Here is a 17,955-nt window from a genome sequence, read left to right as displayed (position 1 = left end):
CCTTAACTTTTCGTGCAATTACAACTCATATTTTACTAAATCAACTGAGGCTAATTTGCTTTTTTACTTCCAAGACTTACAAATCAGATAGAAGGGCAATATACCATGTCAAGGGTGACTGAGAAGCCAAAGTTAACAGAACAGGCACTAGAAAAATCTAAAGTTTGGTTGAAAATTGCTGTAGCCTTACCAGTAGCGATCGCAGCTGGATTCCTAGCTACAGCTAAAATTGAACAACTCAAAAAACTAACTTCTTCTGTATCCATAGCACCAACCCCCAAAAGCATTAGTGCTGTAGGCAGATTAGAACCGCGAGGAGAAGTGATTAAAATTGCTGCTCCCAACTCAGGACTATCAGCAGGTTCACGAGTACAGCAACTCTTAGTCAGAGAAGGACAGCGAGTACAGCAAGGTCAAGTTATTGCCATTTTAGACAGCCGCGATAGCAACATGGCAGCAGTCGAAGAAGCAAAAGCCAGACTGCAAGAATCTCGTGCTAATTTAGCTCAGATCAAAGCTGCTTCACCAAGAGATATTCAAGCTCAATCAGCGGTCATTGCTCGTTTACAAGCACAATTAGCAGGGGAAAAAGATGCTCAACAAGCAACTATTGCCCGCATCGCTGCCGAGTTAAGTGGGGAAAAAATCGCCCAAACAGCCACAATTAAACGGTTAGAAGCCGAACTGAGCGGACAGAGAGATAGTTTAAGAGCTACAATTGACCGGATACGAGCCGAACAGCGTGACGCTCAAGTTGATGCTGGGCGCTATGAGTTTTTATACCGAGAGGGGGCTATTTCTCAGCAAGAAAGAGATAAAAGGCGGTTGCGTGCAGCTACTGCTAATCAACAAGTGCGGGAAACTCAAGCCAGTTTAAGACAAGCACTGGGAACCTTGCAACAACAAATTGCTGAAGCTAGAGCTACTCAAATCAAAACTATCGCTACTTTGCAACAGCAACTTATCGAAGCCACAGCCACCCGCGACAAAACTGTGTCCACTTTACAAAAGCAAATCGACGAAGAAAGGGCTAGATTAAGCAGGTTGTTAGATGTTCGTCCTACAGATGTACAAATGGCACAAGCCCAAATTAGCAATGCGATCGCCTTTGTCAGAAAAGCTCAAGCAGAACTGCAATTAAGTTACGTCAAAGCACCAACCCCTGGAGAAATTTTAAAAGTTCACACCAAATCAGGCGAAGTCATGAGTGCAAATGGCATTGCTGAGATTGGACAAACCGATCAGATGTTTGTAATTGCCGAAATTCCCGAAGATAGTATTGGTAAAGTTCTTGTTGGTCAAAGTGCGACTATCACCAGTGATAACGGCGCATTTAGCGGGCAAATAAAGGGCAATATCACTGAAATTGGTAGAAAAATAGGTAAAAAAGATGTGCTGAATACAGATCCAGCCGCAGATATTGATGCCAGAGTAGTAGAGGTGAAAATTGCTCTTGCTCCAGAATATAGTCAGCGCGTTTCTGGTTTAACTAACGCTAAAGTCGTTGTTGAAATTAATACTGATGAAGTGAGCAAGAAAAAGTAATTACAGCAGGAGTCAGGAGTTTTCCTTGGGAAAGTCAAAACTCAAATTTTAGGAGTTCAAGGAGTTTTTAAATTGTTATTTTCCCTATTCCCTATTCCCTGTTGCCTATTCCCTATTTTTAATTGTTTAAAATGACTCAAAAAATACCTCTATCTTGGCTACAACTGACAAGAGAAAAAACTCGCCTAGCTGTGGCTTTATCAGGTATTGCCTTTGCTGATATTTTGATGTTTATGCAGCTTGGTTTCCGGGATGCACTATATTATAGTAACGTCCGAATGCACAGCAGTTTAAAGGGTGACATTGTTTTAATTAACAATCAATCTAATGCTGTGTTAGCTATGAAACCTTTTTCCCAACGGCGATTATATAGAGCTTTAGATTTGCCAGCGGTGGAGTCAGTGCATCCTATATATTTAGACTATACAAGCTGGAAAAATCCTATTACTGGTCGCCCTCGAAGTATTCTTACTTTTGGCATAAATCCAGAAGTTAACGTATTTGATTTGCCTGGTGTCGAGGAGAATTTAGATAAACTGAAAATGCCTGATGTGGTATTATTTGACCGTTCTTCTAGAGTAGAATATGGTCCGATTGCTGCTGATTTTGATCAGGGAAAAAATGTAACAGCAGAAGTGAGAAGAAGACGTATTAAAGTAGCCGGATTATTTACTTTAGGTGCATCTTTTGGAGCAGACGGTAATCTAATTACTAGTGATGTCAATTTTTTGCGGATATTTTCTAACCGACAAACTGGATTAATTGATATTGGGTTAATTAGATTAAAACCAGGAGCAGATATCAACCAAGTTACTGAATATTTGCGGACTTATCTACCTACAGATGTTAATGTTTTAACCAAAGAAGAATTTATTGCCTTTGAAAGAAACTACTGGGCAACTAGTACGGCGATTGGTTTTATTTTCACTTTAGGGACAATTATGGGTTTTATTGTGGGAACCGTAATTGTTTATCAAATTTTGTATACAGAAGTAACAGATCATTTATCTGAATATGCTACGCTCAAAGCTATAGGGTATACACAAAACTATCTATTAACTGTGATTCTTCAAGAAGCTTTTATGTTAGCAGTTTTAGGATATATTCCTGGATTTGCTTGCGCTATTTTTATGTACCAAGTTGCTAGAGATGCGACACTTTTACCAGTTTTCATGAGTTCTTATCGCGCTATCATGGTACTAATATTGACTATTTTAATGTGTTTTATCTCTGGAGCGATCGCCATGAGAAAATTACGTTCAGCCGACCCTGCTGATATTTTCTAAGGCAGGAGGCAGAGGGGAGAGGGCAGAAGAAGGATAAATAACTATTACCAATTATCTATTACCAATTATGAACAGTACAGAACCTGTAATCGCTATTAAAAATATCAACCATTACTATGGTAAAGGTGCGCTGAGAAAACAAATTTTATTTGATATCAGCCTAGAAATATATGCCGGAGAAATTGTAATTATGACTGGACCATCAGGTTCAGGTAAAACTACATTACTAAGCCTCATAGGTGGTTTGCGTTCTGTGCAAGAAGGCAGCCTGAAATTTTTAGGTAAAGAACTATTTGGTTCTAGTCAAAGTCAACTTGTACAAAGCCGACGCAGTATCGGTTATATTTTCCAGGCTCATAATTTACTGGGTTTTTTAACTGCTAGGCAGAATGTGCAAATGGCAGTGGAATTAAATCAGCGGATTTCTCAATCGGAAACTATTAAGAAGTCAGAAGCCATGCTGGGTGCAGTGGGGTTGGCAGAACGGATGAACTACTACCCAGACAATTTATCTGGTGGGCAAAAACAAAGGATAGCGATCGCTCGCGCTTTAGTCAATCACCCTCCATTAGTTTTAGCAGATGAACCCACGGCCGCATTAGATAAACAATCAGGACGCGATGTGGTAGAAATCATGCAGCGTCTAGCCAAAGACCAAGGAACCGCCATTTTACTAGTTACCCATGACAACCGCATCTTGGATATAGCTGATCGCATCGTCGAAATGGAAGACGGTCTGTTAACTCGTGATGCCCAAAACATACATAACAGCCACAAGGTAGGGCTGCACGTTTCCGATCCTCACTAACTAAACTTTCTACTGAGTCAAGCCTTAGCCTTTCTAGTTGGCGTGTTTGGGGGTGCAGTCACATTTGGTTGACGAGTAGTACGGAAAGTAACATTTACCCCTTCATTCGATTGTTCCAAGACGAGTAAAGGAGTAGGTTTAGCCTTTTGATCCCAATGCATATAGACAATCCGACCTTGAATTGTTGGCTGCCATGAATCCTCATCTTCTCTAGGGCTAAGGTAAGTTTCTATACAGTCCATAATTTGGCTAATAGTAGTAGAAGTTGCCTGTGTAGGTAACTTCATTAACCGAATTTGAATCCGAAACAGCACTCGCTTGACAATGTTGGGTGCAACACCAGTTTCATACTCAACATCAAAAATCTGATCTACCTGTCTGCCAGTGCTGCTGGCAACCCCAACCTGTCCCTGTTGAGATTGGCCTGGACGCAGTGCTAGAGAAATTTTATCTTTAATCTTGAGTTTAATTTGATTAACAATCCCAAAACGAAATACCTCTTCTGACATCCGCATTCGCAAATAATCAAGGTTAAAGTCGCGGGAGTGAACTAAATCGGGGTTGGTTTCCATTTTGCGAATGGTTTCCAGCGCCAACTTCAACTTTTTTTCTAGTTCTCGGGTGCGAAAGTTTTCAAACCTAATTTTTTTTTCATATTTCTGGACTAAAATTTTGCCATAAACAATCAGAGCTATTAGTCCTAACAGCAGTCCTCCACTGGCAAACATGAATAAGGATGATGGCTGAGACTCACTAGCTGGTACTTGTTGGATTGCCTTTGTAGTCTTGGCATCTGAAGACTGGGCTAGAAACATTGTACTAAGCATGGTTAGCAAATTAAAATATTTTACTCGTAATGTTTAGGATGCCCAAAAATTTGGTATCACTTTACTGTGTTGTTAATATTTTTTTACATCATATTCCTTTATTACGAGTTTTATATGTCCAGACACATTAGTAATTCTCATGATTTGAAGAATATTCGTCTCGTAGCTACAGATATGGATGGAACTTTGACTCAGGATGGCAAATTCACATCCTCACTGTTGCAAGCTTTGGAGAATTTAGCAGCAGCAGGAGTTCAGGTACTGATTGTCACGGGGCGTTCAGCTGGTTGGGTAAGTGGACTAAGTAGTTTGATGCCAGTTGCGGGTGCATTGGCAGAAAATGGGGGTTTGTTCTATTCATCTCATAAATTGGAATCAGTAGCTTTAACACCGATTCCTGATTTAGCTGAACATCGACAGCACTTAACTACAACTTTTACCAAATTACAAAGTCAATTTCCCCAAATCAAGGAATCTGCCGACAATCGGTTTCGTGTCACAGATTGGACATTTGATGTTGCTTCTTTGACATTAGCTGAACTGCAATACTTAAGTAACCTTTGCGAACTTGAGGGATGGGGATTTACTTACAGCAATGTCCAGTGTCACATCAAGCCTCAAGGACAAGATAAAGCGATGGGACTTTTACAAGTATTGCGCGAATACTTCCCAGAATATTCCCTCGATCAAGTGGTTACAGTAGGTGATAGTCCCAATGATGAAAGTTTATTTAATAGTTGTTATTTTCCTGTTTCTGTAGGTGTGTCTAATGTGCTGAAATATGCTAATCAGTTACAGTATCAACCTACTTATGTAACTACCGCGCCCGAAGGGGAAGGATTTTTTGAATTAACTAGTTATATTTTACAAAGTTTGTCAACACCAAAAAGTTAGATAGTTTTTAGTCTACAAACTTGATTACTCGTATGGTGGGCATTGCCTACCTGAGATTAATTTATTAAGTCCAATTATTAATGTTGATTATTTATTAATACATTAAATGTATTATAGCATATTTTGTTTTCGATAAGCTAATTTTGCAAGTCAATTAGTTTGTTCTTATCAAACGATATCTTGCTACTAGTTAGATAATATTTAGGTTAGCTTATGTAACGTATATAACATTTGTCTGGATAAAATCTGATTTAAAATCCTCTGAGGTCATTGCCAAATATTAGTCAACCCTAGTTATAGTCAAACCTAACCCTATATTTTGAATTGTACAGTTACCATTTGCAGCACTGTATAGTTTACCCACCAAGCCTTTGGGTTTGATATATGAGATCACAATATTCGACATCAGTTATTAATAAGTTAACGAAATACCATTTTTACAATTTCTTTGTTATTTTGTATTTAACGGGACAGTTCTCCAACATACCGTGAGTTTAAATAGCAATTAGTTAAAGACTTTCTCTGCTTATTCTATGTAAGATATACTAGTTGCAATTATCTTGCCTGGAACTACCAAGACAATGCTGATTCCCGCATCAAATGGCATATTCATAAGCCAAAGTGACAAAATTTCATCAATCTGAAGACAACAGGATTTAGAACTATGATCACCACAAATACTCAACCTATCATTTTCCCTACTTTGATTAGCCATATCGAAAACAACCATCAAACAGGAAATAAATCTGATTTACTGCAACCACTACGTCAATGGTTAGATGAAATCGAATTTCACAATCGGAAACTAGCTCAATTTATCGCCAAACTGATTCCTGCTCAGTGTCCATTTGAACGTGATATCATGTTTTTAGGTCGCAAAATCGCTCACATTCCTCCAATGTGCAAACTAAATCCACTATATGACGAATTTGTAGGCTTGCGTTTTCGGGCATTATGTTATTTAGTAGATGAGTGTGGAGAGGATATCCAATCCTACTGCTAAATACAACTAGATTAAAGACTGCATGAAAATTAAGATCGAGCATCAACCTAGTCAAGAGAGCCTCAACCAGTTAGGTGTATACAACTGGGCAATTTGGCAAAAAGAAGCTTCCAAATTCCCTTGGACTTATGATTTTCAAGAAACTTGTTACTTTTTGGAAGGCGATGTAATTGTTACCCCTGATGGCGGACAATCAGTGCAGATGGGCAAAGGAGATTTAGTGACGTTTCCTGCTGGTATGTCTTGTATATGGGAAATTACCAAAGACGTAAAAAAACATTATTGCTTTGATTAATCCGGCCTCAAGAGCCAATCTTTCGTGTTTTTGTCTCCTGGTATCCTGGAGATTTCAAAAAACCAACATTTCATCATTAATTTGGAACTAGTCTTGTCTGGAGATTCGCAACGAGTATCATCAACTAAAGTGGCAATATCGGTAAATTGTGATATTCTTATCGTTCACAACTTGTTGCGACTCCATCCTTTAAAGATTTTTAGACAATTAAATAATTAAATTCCTATCTAATTTGGATGATTTGGGCTGGCAATATGCCTACCCCCACAGGAGTTACAGCAGATTGCCGCAACTACAAAATTTAAGTCAAAAAATGGCTACCGCCACGCTGCGCTATCAAGTGTCAAGCGGTTTTTAGTCCTGGCTCCTGAATTCTGCTTTATTATATATAGAATTAGATTTTTAGATTTACAGAAAATGTTATTACATCTCAGCACCTGGCCAGAAGTTGAAAATTATTTACAACAATCTCAGGGAATTATTTTTCCCATTGGTTCTACAGAACAACATGGACCAACTGGTTTAATTGGAACTGATGCGATTTGTGCAGAAGCTATATCCCGTGGAGTGGGGGAAGCAACACAAGCCATGGTTGCACCAACAATTAATATCGGTATGGCATTACATCATACAGGCTTCCCCGGTACAATCAGTTTGCGTCCTAGCATTTTAATTCAAGTAGTCAGAGATTATATAACTTGTTTAGCCAAAGCTGGTTTTACCAAGTTTTATTTTATCAACGGACACGGTGGTAACATTGCCACCCTCAAAGCTGCTTTTTCTGAAACCTACGCACACCTAGAAGACTTACAAATTGCTAATTCCCAAAAAGTGCAATGTCAAATTGCTAATTGGTTTATGTGCGGTTCTGTATACAAACTTGCCAAAGAATTATACGGTGATCAAGAAGGTTCTCATGCTACTCCTAGTGAAGTAGCTGTGACTCAATACGTTTATCCAGAAGCAATAAAAAAAGCCTACCTGTCTCCAGAAGTTGCTTCTGGACATAGAATTTATGGTGCTGCTGATTTTCGAGAACGTTACCCTGATGGCCGCATGGGTTCAAATCCTGCTTTAGCTACTCCAGAACATGGTAAACAGTTTTATGATTTGGCTGTGGAGGAATTAAGTAAAGGGTATTTGGAGTTTGTAAATCAGGGATGAAGTAAACAACCCTTTTGCGTGAGATACTTACGGAAAGTAAACTGATAAAAATATCGTGATTAACGAGTACGAAAACACTCTCACTGATTTAATTGAACTTTTAGAATCATCTCGACGTGCAGCCGCTCGTTCAGTTAATGCTATCATGACAGCCACTTACTGGGAAATTGGGCGGCGAATTGTAGAACTTGAGCAAGGTGGAGAGAAACGAGCGGAGTACGGCGCATCAGTTATCAAAAGGCTTTCTACAGACTTAACTCAAAGAATTGGCAAAGGTTTTTCTGCACGTAATTTAGAGTTAATGCGTCTTTTTTATTTGGAATGGCAAATTTCGCAAACAGTGTCTGCGGAATTCAGTTTAGCCACTTTAGCTGAAAAGTTTCCATTACCTTGGTCGCATTATGTTCGTCTTATGTCAGTCAAAAATTTAAAAGCTAGAACATTTTATGAAACTGAATCTTTACGTTCTGGTTGGAGTGAAAGACAGCTAAAAAGGCAGATAGAAAGTAAGTTTTATGAACGAGTAGCCCTATCACAAAATAAAACTGCGTTACTCAAAAAAGGTGAAGAACCCCAGCCAGAAAATATCATTACTCCAGAGCAAGAACTTAAAGATTCTTATGTATTAGAATTTTTAGGATTGAAGGATGAATATTCAGAAAGTGATTTAGAACAAGCATTAATTGATAGTCTTGAAGACTTTTTGTTAGAATTAGGAAGTGAATTTGCTTTTGTAGGTCGTCAGAAACGTCTGCGGATTGGATCTGAATGGTATAGGGTAGATTTATTATTTTATCATCGTGTATTGAAATGTCTGATTGTCATTGATTTGAAGCTTGGTAAACTAACTCCTGCCGATACTGGGCAAATGAATTTTTATGTTAATTATGCTAGAGATAATTGGACTTATCCTGGAGAAAATCCTCCCATTGGACTAATACTTTGTAGTGAAAAAGATGAAGCTGTTGCACATTATGCATTAACAAATTTACCCAATATTTTATCCGCAGAATATCAACTAAAATTACCTGATGAAGAAAAGCTGGCATTAAAAATAGAAGAAGCGAGAAAGACTATAGAGGAAAAAATTTTACTTTCTCAAAAAGACAACTTAAATTTTTGATCTGTGTTTCTTTAAGGACGGGCAATATTCCCATCCTAAATCCTCTTAAATCAGTCGATATTTGGGGTTGAAATTAGTTCTTAAAATTGCGTTTTCCTTTATAACCAGATATCTGAGATAAATTTTCTAAAGATTGGGTTCCTGGATATAATTTACCTTTTATTTCCCAAGTCGGATAACCTTGGATTTTGGCTTTTTCACATAAATCAGGACGGGGATTTGTACCTTTGGGATCGCATTCAATATAGGTAATTGTTGTCCATGCTTGTTTACCAAAAAGTTCTTGTTGGTGGTGACAATGTGGACACCAAAAAGCACCATACATTTTAGCTTTAATCTTTTTAAGATGTTTGGCTAAGGCGATTTCCGCTGCTCCTGATGAATTTTTTATAGGTGGGGCTTTTTCAGCTTTTAATGTTTTATTAGTGATTAAATTCTGGGAATTTACAGAACATGATAGTTGAGTTTCTTCGGCTGTAGCAATGGTAGTAAATAAACCTAAAGTAGCAGCTAGAGAAAAAGTAATAATTGGATATTTCATGGCAGAATTTAGTATTGTTGAAAAACATTGATATGGTTTTAAGAAGCCAGGGAATAAATTCCCTGTCTTATAGCTAAAGTCGGTTAAAACCGACTATTAATTTATTTTTGGGTTAAGTTGACACCTGTAAACATTGCTAAACCCTAACTCCTGCTATATCAACTCTGAGCAATACCCTCTTCCCGTGCAGCTTGTTTTACAGCAGCAGCGACAGCGGTAGCAACACGCTCATCAAAGACTGAAGGGATAATATGTTCTCGATTTAAATCTGAAGGTTTTACTAAAGAAGCGATCGCACTTGCAGCTTCTAAATACATTGTGGTAGTAATTGTCTTAGCCCGACAATCTAAAGCCCCACGAAACACCCCTGGAAACGCCAAGACGTTATTAATTTGGTTGGGGTAGTCACTCCTACCTGTAGCCATAACTGCCACGTTCTTAGGGGCTAATTCTGGTTGGATTTCGGGGATGGGATTAGCCATTGCAAATACAATTGCATCCTTTGTCATTCCTTGCACCATTTCTGGTGTCAAAACTCCGGGGGCGCTGACACCGATAAACACGTCTGCACCTTGCATAGCACCGGCTAAGGTTCCTTGGGCTTTAACGGCAAATTCGCGCTTTTCCTCGGTTAAATCAGGGCGATTGGTGGATATAATCCCTTTAGAGTCACACATCAAGATTATTTCTGCTCCGGCTTTGCGGAGTAAACGAGCGATCGCCACTCCAGCAGCACCAGCACCATTAATGACGATGCGGATATCTGCAATTGATTTATTTACTAATTTTAAGGCATTAAACAATGCTGCCAAGGTGACAATTGCTGTACCATGTTGGTCATCGTGAAACACTGGTATATCTAATTCTGCTCGCAATCTTTTTTCAATTTCAAAACACCGGGGTGCAGCAATATCTTCTAGATTAACACCCCCAAATACAGGTGCAAGATTTTTCACGGTTTGGACAATTTCATCTGTATCTTGGGTAGCAAGACAGATTGGGAAAGCATCCAAACCAGCAAATTCTTTAAACAGCATGGCTTTACCTTCCATCACGGGTAAAGCTGCTGCTGGTCCGAGATTTCCCAAACCTAAGACTGCACTACCATCGGTGACAATAGCAACAGTGTTTTGTTTGATGGTGAGGTTGTAAACTTCCTCTGGATTTTGAGCGATCGCAGTACAAATTCTCCCTACCCCTGGAGTATAAGCCATTGCTAAATCAGAAACACTTCTTAAAGGAATTCTACTAGCAATACTAATTTTGCCACCACGATGTAAATTAAAAGTCCTGTCATAGACATCTATAACTTTAATATCAGCTAATGCTTTTACGGCTTGAACAATGGTTTCTGCGTGTTCCGTACTTGCAGCATCCACAGTAATATCACGGATTGATTCTTGCCGACTTTGTTCAATTAAATCAATTTGTCCTAGATTACCACCATTGGTAGCGATCGCTTGAGTTACAGAGGCTAACATCCCCACTCGGTTGGGAATTTGTAAGCGTAGAGTCACACTGAAACTAGAATTAGGAGTTAGATTTGTCATTGTGCTTTGTGATTTTAAATTTTAGATTTTATATTGAATTGCTTGTGAAAATTCTATTTCGACAATAAAATATGATCTTTAATGTGTATAGTTAGGTATTTACTGTAAAAGTATTTTTTTAGTGTATTAAAATACACTATTTCAGACTCATAATTTACAGTATTTAAGGATTTTGGTTTGCGTTGAGGTTTTTTTGTCAGCATCAGGATTTACAGGATTCAAGGATTTTCAGGATTTCAAAGATTTTTTGGATGTTGTGTAAATGAGAATTTTTAAACAATACCTTACAGGACTTACGCAAAACAGAACGGAAGTAGGGGTAATTCATGAATTACCTCTACGCAAGAATCAGGTTTTGAGTTCAATCTTGCATAAGTCATACCTTAGCCAAATTACGAGGGTTCAATGGCTGTAGAAGCATTGTGAATACGACCAAGAGAGGTAAGCTTGGCAAAAATCTGGGCTAATATAGCAAAAGGCACTCATGCAAAAGCCAAAAGTAAAACCCTTGCCATCACTGAGTTTGAGCTTTCAATAATGTCCTAACCGCCTTGTCCACTGCTATAATAAAGGCTCTGGTGGTTCTGGAAGTATTTTTAACATTACACGAACATATCGAATGCTCGTTGCCTCAATCATCGTTGCATACAGTAAAGTAGCAAATTTTCAAATTTCACTATAGCAAGCGTCTTCTTTGATTATCTGTGTTTTGAATGTTTACGCCTATTTAATGACTTTGCACTGTTTCAGCATCCACAATCTTGCCAGCAACTTGAGAGTTTTGCTGGTTATAAATAGAAACTTTACCTGATTTTTCTTGTAGTTGATTAACTAAATAAAACAAGCGATTAATTTCTTTATCCTTATCTTCTAACCTTGACTGATATTGTTCTTCTAAAACCTTGTGAGCAAATTCATATCCTTGCATAAAGTCAGCGTGTATTTTCTCCTTATTAGCATCAGGAGAAACACTAATTCTGACTAAAATAACTCCATCCCCCTTTTTTTCAATGCTCTGGACATCTAGTTGAGAACCAAGGCTCTCAACTTCAATTTTCTTAAATGAGTAAGCAAAGGCATCCCAGTCAATGCCGTTACGGAAAATTAAGTCAACCGTGTCTAAAGATTTTTGATACAGCTTGGTGAACTCACCTGGTGCAAAATTCCCACTACTAGGGCGACGTTCTTGTTGTTCTTGTATGAGATAAATATAATCACATATTACATCAGTGAGATTTGTAGCACTGTTAGTATGCCAGTCTTCTATACAAGCTCCAGTTAACTTGGCAGAAGTGAAATTTGTATTTAAGGCTTGAATTCTACTGAGGTTAGCCCCACTGAGGTTAGCCCCACTGAGGCCAGTTCCACTGAGGTTAGCCCCACTGAGGTTAACCCCAATCAGGTTAGCCTCTCTGAGGTCAGCGTCACTGAGGTTAGTCCCAATGAGGTCAGCCTCACTAAGTTTAGTCCCAATGAGTTTAGCCCCAATGAGTTTAGCCCCAATCAGGTTAGCCCCACTGAGGTTAGCCCCACTGAAGTTAGCCCCACTGAGGTTAACCCAACTGAGGTTAGCCCCACTGAGGTTAACCCCAATCAGGTTAGCCCCACTGAGGTTAGCCCCACTGAGGTTAACCCCAATCAGGTTAGCCCCACTGAGGTTAGCCCCACTGAGGTTAACCCCAATCAGGTTAGCCCCAATGAGAATAGCCCCAATGAGAATAGCCCGATTGAGGTTAGTCTTACTGAGGTTAGTCCCACTGAAGTTAACCCCAATGAGGTTAGCCTTACTGAGGATAGCCCCACTGAGGTCAGCCCCACTGAGGTTAGCCCCACTGAGGTCAGCCCCACTGAGGTCAGCCCCACTGAAGTCAGCCCCACTGAGGTCTAACTCTATTTGTAAATTTTTAATTCTCCAATTATTCCAAACTTTTACCCCTTGCAGAAGTATTGCCAGATGTTCTTCACTTACCATCTTCAGCTATTCCCTTTACTCACATCTTGCATCTACAAAAATTAATTTAATAATTTTATTACACAGTATAATTCCAAAACCCCTGATTTATCGATAAAAACCAATAAAAATCAGGTAGCCTTATCGCAGATCTTTTTAGATTGCCTGGGGTTCTACTGAGAGATGCAAGATATGAGCGCCCAAATGGTATGTAAATCCAGATTCTGAGCGAAGTAATTTGGGCGGGCAAGATGCCCACCCCACAAGATTTGTAGATTATTTATAGATGAAAATCAACCAGGAGGCCAAGACATATGCCGTCCACCTAAGATGTGTATATGTAGGTGATATACGGTTTGACCACCATCTTGACCTGTGTTCATAACTACGCGATAACCGTTTTCTAATCCAGCTTGGGCTGCGACTTTTTTGGCGGTTAACAACAGATGTCCTAACAAAGCTTGATCTTCTGGTTCGGCTGTAGCTATGTTAACTATGGGTTTTTTGGGGATGACGAGGATGTGAACTGGTGCTTGGGGGTTAACATCTGTAAATGCTAAAGCCAGGTCATCCTCATAAACGATGTTTGCGGGAATTTCCCGACGAATGATTTTACTAAAAATGGTGTCTGTGGTTTCACTCATGCAGATTTACCTAATATATCTGTTAGAGATTTTAAGCTATGCCTAATCGAGATTCGGGGGCGATCGCTTTTTTGTGGAGAAAAAGTTAAGCTGTTGTGTAGTCAATGCATCTATAGCTTTATGGCCAAACCTGCTGATGTCAGTACCAAACGCTTAATTAGTCTTGCACCCAATAACTGGGTAAAATGGGTAACAAATCTTGCTGGTTTGGAAGTGCGTCAAGATTACCGAGTAATTAATCTTTGGGAAGTAGATGTTAAAATTACCTTAGAACAACCTTTACCTTCTTTACTGCCTTTTGTGCCGATTCTCAAAGGTGGTGAAGATGAAACTATAATTCGGGAAGCATTGCTTTTATTGCAAGCGGATGAACAATTAAGCCAATTAGAAACGGTTCTCGCTTTTTTTGCTACTTTTGTATTAGATAGCGCCTTAGTTCAAGAAATTATGAGGTGGGATATGGCTGTTTTACGTGAATCACCTTGGTATCAGGAGATATTACAACAAGGGGAAAAACAAGGTGAAGAAATAGGAGAAAGAAAAGACAGAATTTCAAGTATTGAGTTATGTTTAGAAGTTAAATTTGGTGATGAAGGATTAAAGTTCATGCCGAAAATTTCTGAAATATCGGATTTGGAAACATTAAAAACTATTCAACGTTCAATTCTCACGGTTCAAAGTTTAGAGGAATTAAGACTTGTAATGGGAAATTTGTAACTATTAATTACCCAAAAAGTGAATTGAAAATCAAGTGATGCGTAAAGCAAGATAAATATTTATCAAATATTACCAGCTTGAAAAATTTGTTGAGCAGTCAAATTCAAATCTGGAAAAGTTGATGATGTTATTCTTGCATCATCTCTAAACTGCGTTACTTGATACTCACCATCAATCAATAAGTGAATAGATATAGTAGGCTGTTTAGGATTACCTATATAGCGAATACCTCCCAAAGCTAAATAATCAATAATCCAATATTCAGGAATGCCAATTTCTTCATAATCTCGTAATTTAGTTAAGTAGTCATCACGCCAATTTGTACTGACAACTTCAATAATTAAAGGAATGGAAGCAGCTTGAGTTACAGTTGATTGTTTTTGCCAAAGTGGTTCATTGACTAAATTAGTCCGGTTTAATAATAAAATATCTGGTACATAGCCTGATTCACTTTCAGGTGGTTTGACTAATGCTTGTTTAGGAATGGAGTAAGGAAGATTTAATCTATCAAATTCAACAGTTATTTTCCTAGCTGTAAAACCTATGATCTCTTCATGTGGTCCTAATGGTTGTGACATCTCAACAATTACTCCATTATGCAGTTCATAGCGTCCTCCGTCTGGTTTCCAATCTACAAACTCTGCAAAGGTTACTGGTTTTTGTAAGACTTGAACCATGATTTATTTACCTTAACTTTGCTGTTGTGGATGATTTTATTATACTTGATAGAAAATCAATTTTGAGCAAAATCAAAAATTTTTCTGAAGGTAATAAACATTCATAAATTAGGAATTTATTTATTTAACTTCTAATTCTTTGAGAAATTTAAGTATTGCTGTTGATTTAACAATAAATACCATGCGTTCATAAGTCTTATTAATTGTATTGTGGATGATTTGCTATATCAGTTGTCAAAAAAACCCAATTAGCATCTTGAGTTCTCTTACATTCAATAACTGCTCTATAATTTGCACGAATACCAAAACTTCCTAGAATTATATCAATAAAGCCTTCATGACCCGTATTGGGTGATCTCCAGAAATGTTCACTAGATAAAACATCCCAACCATGTATATCTGATGATTTATCAATTGCATCTTTTAAATACAGTTGAAATGGAAAACCTGAAGAATTTACTAAATCAAGAATTTTTCCGTTATCTGACATAAATCAAAATCATGTAGAAAAATTTGTATTCCCTCAGTATATCACTTTATTTTAACTATTCATTCCTAATTTACAAATAAAATCCAGCTTTAGCTTCCCATTTATCCCAACTAATATTTACCTTGGCATCACATCATCAAGACGTAGTTGAAGAGAGGGTAAAAGAGGAGATTTAATCAACTCACCTAAACGATATTTTTGCTGACTGTAATCTTCACCAATTAATTGACAAACTGTAAATGTAGGTTGCTTTGGTTTACCAATAAAAACAACACCACCTAATCCCCGATAATCAACAATCCAATATTCAGGAATTCCTAATAAAGCGTATTCTTCAACTTTACGCGCATAATCTGTTTCCCAGTTTGTACTCACAACTTCAACGACTAATTTAATTGTTTGTCCTAAAGCAATAACAGGTTCATGTTCCCAAAAAGGTTCATGGTGCAGCATTGTTTCATCTAATACTACAATATCAGGACGGCGGGCTGTGGCAGTTTCTGGGAAAGGACGAATCAGACAGGTACGAGGAATGAACCAGGAAAGTTTTTCCGCAGTGATAGCAATACCTATTTGGGTAGCTATTTTACCACCGACGGTTTCATGAGGTCCAGTTGGTTCCATATCAATCAGTTCTCCATCTGCAAGTTCATAGCGGGGGTCATTACCGTATTGGATGATGAATTCTTCAAAGGTTAATGGTTTTGTTAATGCTTGAACCATAAGTCACCTAAATCTTTAGCTGCTATTATTTTAGCTTGAAGTTTTTCTGATTTTATGATTATTAACAACCTTATTGCGTGATTTCACTCATTGTTAATTCACCTACAAATCTGCTTTGATATTCTCAAGGTTTCTTCATATACAAAAATGCTGGCTAGAGTCTGGAGTGCATCTATTGTTGGTATCGACGCGGTTAAAGTGGGTGTGGAAGTGGATGTTTCTGGTGGTTTACCGGGAATTGTAATTTTGGGTTTACCAGATTCGGCTATTCAAGAATCTAAAGAACGGGTAAAAGCAACTTTGAAAAATGCCGGTTTTGCTTTTCCCATGCGAAAGATTGTAATTAACCTCACTCCCGCAGATTTAAGAAAAGAAGGACCCGCTTTTGATTTACCAATTAGTGTGGGAATTTTAGCCGCTTCTGAACAAGTTAATCCTGATTTATTGGGAGATTTTTTATTTCTAGGTGAAGTTTCTTTAGATGGTAGTTTGCGTCCGGTTTCTGGTGTTCTACCGATTGCTGCAACAGCCCAAAAAATGGGAATTACTGGTTTAGTTGTGCCTATGGAAAATACTCAAGAAGCTGCGGTTGTAGAAGGATTAACTGTTTATGGTTGCAGCAATATTACTGATGTAGTGGATTTATTAAATAATCCTAGAAATTACAAACCTGTAAAATTAAATGAAACAACAGAAACGTTAAAATTAACATCTTTAAATTTAGCAGATTTGCAAGATGTGAAAGGACAATCTCATGCGCGTCGAGCTTTAGAAATTGCCGCAGCCGGAGGACACAATTTAATTTTTGTCGGACCTCCTGGCAGCGGAAAAACGATGTTAGCAAGACGTTTACCTGGCATTTTACCACCTTTAGAATTTTCTGAATCTTTAGAAGTTACTCGCATTCATTCTGTTGCTGGGTTATTGAAAAATCGCGGTTCATTAGTACGGGAAAGACCTTTTCGCAGTCCCCATCATTCCGCATCGGGTCCATCTTTAGTTGGTGGTGGTAGTTTTCCTCGTCCTGGTGAAATTTCATTATCACATCGAGGGATACTTTTTCTCGATGAATTAACGGAATTTAAAAGAGATGTTTTAGAGTTTTTACGACAACCTTTAGAAGATGGTTATGTAACCATTTCTCGTACTCGTCAATCTGTTGTTTTTCCCGCACAATTTACTTTAGTTGCTAGTACAAATCCCTGTCCTTGTGGTTATTATGGCGATACAATTCAACAGTGTACTTGTTCACCTAGACAACGGGAGCAATATTGGGCGAAATTATCAGGACCGTTGATGGATAGAATTGATTTACAAGTAGCTGTAAATAGGTTAAAACCAGAGGAAATTACCCAAACTGCCACAACAGGAGAAGCATCAAAATTTGTGCGGGAAAGGGTGCAAAAAGCGCGAGATATTGCTACAAATCGTTTTCAATCAGAAGCAAATCTCCGTTGTAATGCTCAAATGCAAAGTCGTCATCTTCAAAAATGGTGTAATTTAGATGATGCAAGTCGGAATTTATTAGAAGCAGCAATTAGAAAATTAGGGTTATCTGCAAGAGCGAGCGATCGCATTCTCAAAGTAGCACGCACAATTGCAGATTTAGCAGGAGATAAACATCTTAAACCCCAATATGTAGCAGAAGCAATTCAATATCGGACAATTGATAGAATGCAGTAATTCATAATTAGGAAAAACTCTTACCTGTCACCTG

18 protein-coding genes are annotated in these 17,955 nt (G+C 38.2%); 10 read left to right on the top strand and 8 right to left on the bottom strand.

Going from position 1 to position 17,955, the window contains the following annotated elements:
- Positions 1 to 105: 105 nt before the first annotated feature.
- The 3 genes from H6G06_RS18470 to H6G06_RS18460 all read left to right on the top strand — a co-directional run bounded on the left by H6G06_RS18470 (position 106) and on the right by H6G06_RS18460 (position 3,639).
- Positions 106 to 1,545: an HlyD family efflux transporter periplasmic adaptor subunit gene (locus H6G06_RS18470; protein WP_190562765.1), complete on the top strand. Its 1,440-nt coding sequence runs from the start codon at positions 106 to 108 to the stop codon at positions 1,543 to 1,545.
- Positions 1,546 to 1,676: 131 nt separating this feature from the next.
- Positions 1,677 to 2,831, top strand: coding sequence for an ABC transporter permease DevC (gene devC, locus H6G06_RS18465; RefSeq protein WP_190562764.1), 1,155 nt, complete (start codon positions 1,677 to 1,679; stop codon positions 2,829 to 2,831).
- A gap of 67 nt (positions 2,832 to 2,898) precedes the next feature.
- Positions 2,899 to 3,639, top strand: coding sequence for a DevA family ABC transporter ATP-binding protein (locus tag H6G06_RS18460; protein WP_190562762.1), 741 nt, complete (start codon positions 2,899 to 2,901; stop codon positions 3,637 to 3,639).
- Between the two features lie 17 nt (positions 3,640 to 3,656).
- On the opposite strand, the gene H6G06_RS18455 is transcribed toward H6G06_RS18460, so the two are convergent.
- Positions 3,657 to 4,466, bottom strand: a complete 810-nt coding sequence (locus H6G06_RS18455) for a hypothetical protein (protein WP_190562760.1) — start codon at positions 4,464 to 4,466, stop codon at positions 3,657 to 3,659.
- 114 nt (positions 4,467 to 4,580) lie between these two features.
- On the opposite strand from H6G06_RS18455, the gene H6G06_RS18450 reads away from it, so the two are divergent.
- The 5 genes from H6G06_RS18450 to H6G06_RS18430 all read left to right on the top strand — a co-directional run bounded on the left by H6G06_RS18450 (position 4,581) and on the right by H6G06_RS18430 (position 8,945).
- Positions 4,581 to 5,360 carry an HAD family hydrolase gene (locus H6G06_RS18450; RefSeq protein ID WP_190562758.1) on the top strand — a complete coding sequence of 260 codons (780 nt, stop codon included), beginning with the start codon at positions 4,581 to 4,583 and terminating at the stop codon, positions 5,358 to 5,360.
- Positions 5,361 to 6,024: 664 nt separating this feature from the next.
- Positions 6,025 to 6,363 (top strand): Mo-dependent nitrogenase C-terminal domain-containing protein, encoded by a 339-nt coding sequence (locus H6G06_RS18445; RefSeq protein WP_190562756.1) that lies wholly within the window; start codon positions 6,025 to 6,027, stop codon positions 6,361 to 6,363.
- Between the two features lie 22 nt (positions 6,364 to 6,385).
- On the top strand, positions 6,386 to 6,658 hold the full coding sequence (locus H6G06_RS18440) for a cupin domain-containing protein (protein WP_190562755.1): 273 nt from the start codon (positions 6,386 to 6,388) through the stop codon (positions 6,656 to 6,658).
- 417 nt (positions 6,659 to 7,075) lie between these two features.
- Positions 7,076 to 7,822 (top strand): creatininase family protein, encoded by a 747-nt coding sequence (locus tag H6G06_RS18435; protein ID WP_190562753.1) that lies wholly within the window; start codon positions 7,076 to 7,078, stop codon positions 7,820 to 7,822.
- Positions 7,823 to 7,877: 55 nt separating this feature from the next.
- Positions 7,878 to 8,945, top strand: a complete 1,068-nt coding sequence (locus H6G06_RS18430) for a PDDEXK nuclease domain-containing protein (protein WP_190562750.1) — start codon at positions 7,878 to 7,880, stop codon at positions 8,943 to 8,945.
- A gap of 73 nt (positions 8,946 to 9,018) precedes the next feature.
- Here the strand turns inward: H6G06_RS18430 and H6G06_RS18425 are convergent, their stop codons facing one another.
- From H6G06_RS18425 to H6G06_RS18405, 4 genes are all read right to left on the bottom strand, one after another.
- Positions 9,019 to 9,486: a thioredoxin domain-containing protein gene (locus H6G06_RS18425; RefSeq protein WP_190562748.1), complete on the bottom strand. Its 468-nt coding sequence runs from the start codon at positions 9,484 to 9,486 to the stop codon at positions 9,019 to 9,021.
- Between the two features lie 158 nt (positions 9,487 to 9,644).
- A complete protein-coding gene (locus H6G06_RS18420; RefSeq protein WP_190562746.1) occupies positions 9,645 to 11,036 on the bottom strand; it encodes a malic enzyme-like NAD(P)-binding protein in 1,392 nt (463 codons plus the stop codon).
- Positions 11,037 to 11,763: 727 nt separating this feature from the next.
- Positions 11,764 to 13,008 (bottom strand): pentapeptide repeat-containing protein, encoded by a 1,245-nt coding sequence (locus tag H6G06_RS18410; RefSeq protein ID WP_190562744.1) that lies wholly within the window; start codon positions 13,006 to 13,008, stop codon positions 11,764 to 11,766.
- Between the two features lie 272 nt (positions 13,009 to 13,280).
- Complete coding sequence (locus tag H6G06_RS18405; RefSeq protein ID WP_190562742.1) at positions 13,281 to 13,631, bottom strand: histidine triad nucleotide-binding protein; 351 nt, start codon at positions 13,629 to 13,631, stop codon at positions 13,281 to 13,283.
- 120 nt (positions 13,632 to 13,751) lie between these two features.
- Here H6G06_RS18405 and H6G06_RS18400 point away from each other — a divergent pair, with 120 nt between their 5' ends.
- On the top strand, positions 13,752 to 14,348 hold the full coding sequence (locus H6G06_RS18400; protein ID WP_190562740.1) for an Rpn family recombination-promoting nuclease/putative transposase: 597 nt from the start codon (positions 13,752 to 13,754) through the stop codon (positions 14,346 to 14,348).
- Positions 14,349 to 14,410: 62 nt separating this feature from the next.
- Here the strand turns inward: H6G06_RS18400 and H6G06_RS18395 are convergent, their stop codons facing one another.
- From H6G06_RS18395 to H6G06_RS18385, 3 genes are all read right to left on the bottom strand, one after another.
- Entirely contained in the window at positions 14,411 to 15,025 is a 615-nt protein-coding gene (locus H6G06_RS18395; protein WP_190562738.1) for a Uma2 family endonuclease, read from the bottom strand.
- A gap of 199 nt (positions 15,026 to 15,224) precedes the next feature.
- Positions 15,225 to 15,515, bottom strand: coding sequence for a hypothetical protein (locus H6G06_RS18390; protein ID WP_190562736.1), 291 nt, complete (start codon positions 15,513 to 15,515; stop codon positions 15,225 to 15,227).
- A gap of 117 nt (positions 15,516 to 15,632) precedes the next feature.
- On the bottom strand, positions 15,633 to 16,238 hold the full coding sequence (locus tag H6G06_RS18385) for a Uma2 family endonuclease (RefSeq protein WP_190562734.1): 606 nt from the start codon (positions 16,236 to 16,238) through the stop codon (positions 15,633 to 15,635).
- Positions 16,239 to 16,385: 147 nt separating this feature from the next.
- Between H6G06_RS18385 and H6G06_RS18380 the strand changes: the two genes are divergently transcribed.
- On the top strand, positions 16,386 to 17,921 hold the full coding sequence (locus tag H6G06_RS18380; protein WP_190562732.1) for a YifB family Mg chelatase-like AAA ATPase: 1,536 nt from the start codon (positions 16,386 to 16,388) through the stop codon (positions 17,919 to 17,921).
- Positions 17,922 to 17,955 lie beyond the last annotated feature (34 nt).

The organism is Anabaena sphaerica FACHB-251 (assembly GCF_014696825.1).
GTDB lineage: Bacteria > Cyanobacteriota > Cyanobacteriia > Cyanobacteriales > Nostocaceae > RDYJ01.
This window is presented reverse-complemented; position numbering and strand designations above follow the sequence as displayed.

Bases quoted from the DNA above. Each gene is read 5' to 3' on its own strand.
- H6G06_RS18460 (WP_190562762.1), top strand. From the start codon at position 2,899: ATGAACAGTACAGAACCTGTAATCGCTATTAAAAATATCAACCATTAC.
- H6G06_RS18395 (WP_190562738.1), bottom strand. From the start codon at position 15,025: ATGGTTCAAGTCTTACAAAAACCAGTAACCTTTGCAGAGTTTGTAGAT.
- H6G06_RS18445 (WP_190562756.1), top strand. From the start codon at position 6,025: ATGATCACCACAAATACTCAACCTATCATTTTCCCTACTTTGATTAGC.
- H6G06_RS18440 (WP_190562755.1), top strand. From the start codon at position 6,386: ATGAAAATTAAGATCGAGCATCAACCTAGTCAAGAGAGCCTCAACCAG.
- H6G06_RS18420 (WP_190562746.1), bottom strand. From the start codon at position 11,036: ATGACAAATCTAACTCCTAATTCTAGTTTCAGTGTGACTCTACGCTTA.
- H6G06_RS18455 (WP_190562760.1), bottom strand. From the start codon at position 4,466: ATGCTTAGTACAATGTTTCTAGCCCAGTCTTCAGATGCCAAGACTACA.
- H6G06_RS18400 (WP_190562740.1), top strand. From the start codon at position 13,752: ATGGCCAAACCTGCTGATGTCAGTACCAAACGCTTAATTAGTCTTGCA.
- devC (WP_190562764.1), top strand. From the start codon at position 1,677: ATGACTCAAAAAATACCTCTATCTTGGCTACAACTGACAAGAGAAAAA.
- H6G06_RS18410 (WP_190562744.1), bottom strand. From the start codon at position 13,008: ATGGTAAGTGAAGAACATCTGGCAATACTTCTGCAAGGGGTAAAAGTT.
- H6G06_RS18450 (WP_190562758.1), top strand. From the start codon at position 4,581: ATGTCCAGACACATTAGTAATTCTCATGATTTGAAGAATATTCGTCTC.
- H6G06_RS18425 (WP_190562748.1), bottom strand. From the start codon at position 9,486: ATGAAATATCCAATTATTACTTTTTCTCTAGCTGCTACTTTAGGTTTA.
- H6G06_RS18385 (WP_190562734.1), bottom strand. From the start codon at position 16,238: ATGGTTCAAGCATTAACAAAACCATTAACCTTTGAAGAATTCATCATC.
- H6G06_RS18390 (WP_190562736.1), bottom strand. From the start codon at position 15,515: ATGTCAGATAACGGAAAAATTCTTGATTTAGTAAATTCTTCAGGTTTT.
- H6G06_RS18470 (WP_190562765.1), top strand. From the start codon at position 106: ATGTCAAGGGTGACTGAGAAGCCAAAGTTAACAGAACAGGCACTAGAA.
- H6G06_RS18435 (WP_190562753.1), top strand. From the start codon at position 7,076: ATGTTATTACATCTCAGCACCTGGCCAGAAGTTGAAAATTATTTACAA.
- H6G06_RS18380 (WP_190562732.1), top strand. From the start codon at position 16,386: ATGCTGGCTAGAGTCTGGAGTGCATCTATTGTTGGTATCGACGCGGTT.
- H6G06_RS18405 (WP_190562742.1), bottom strand. From the start codon at position 13,631: ATGAGTGAAACCACAGACACCATTTTTAGTAAAATCATTCGTCGGGAA.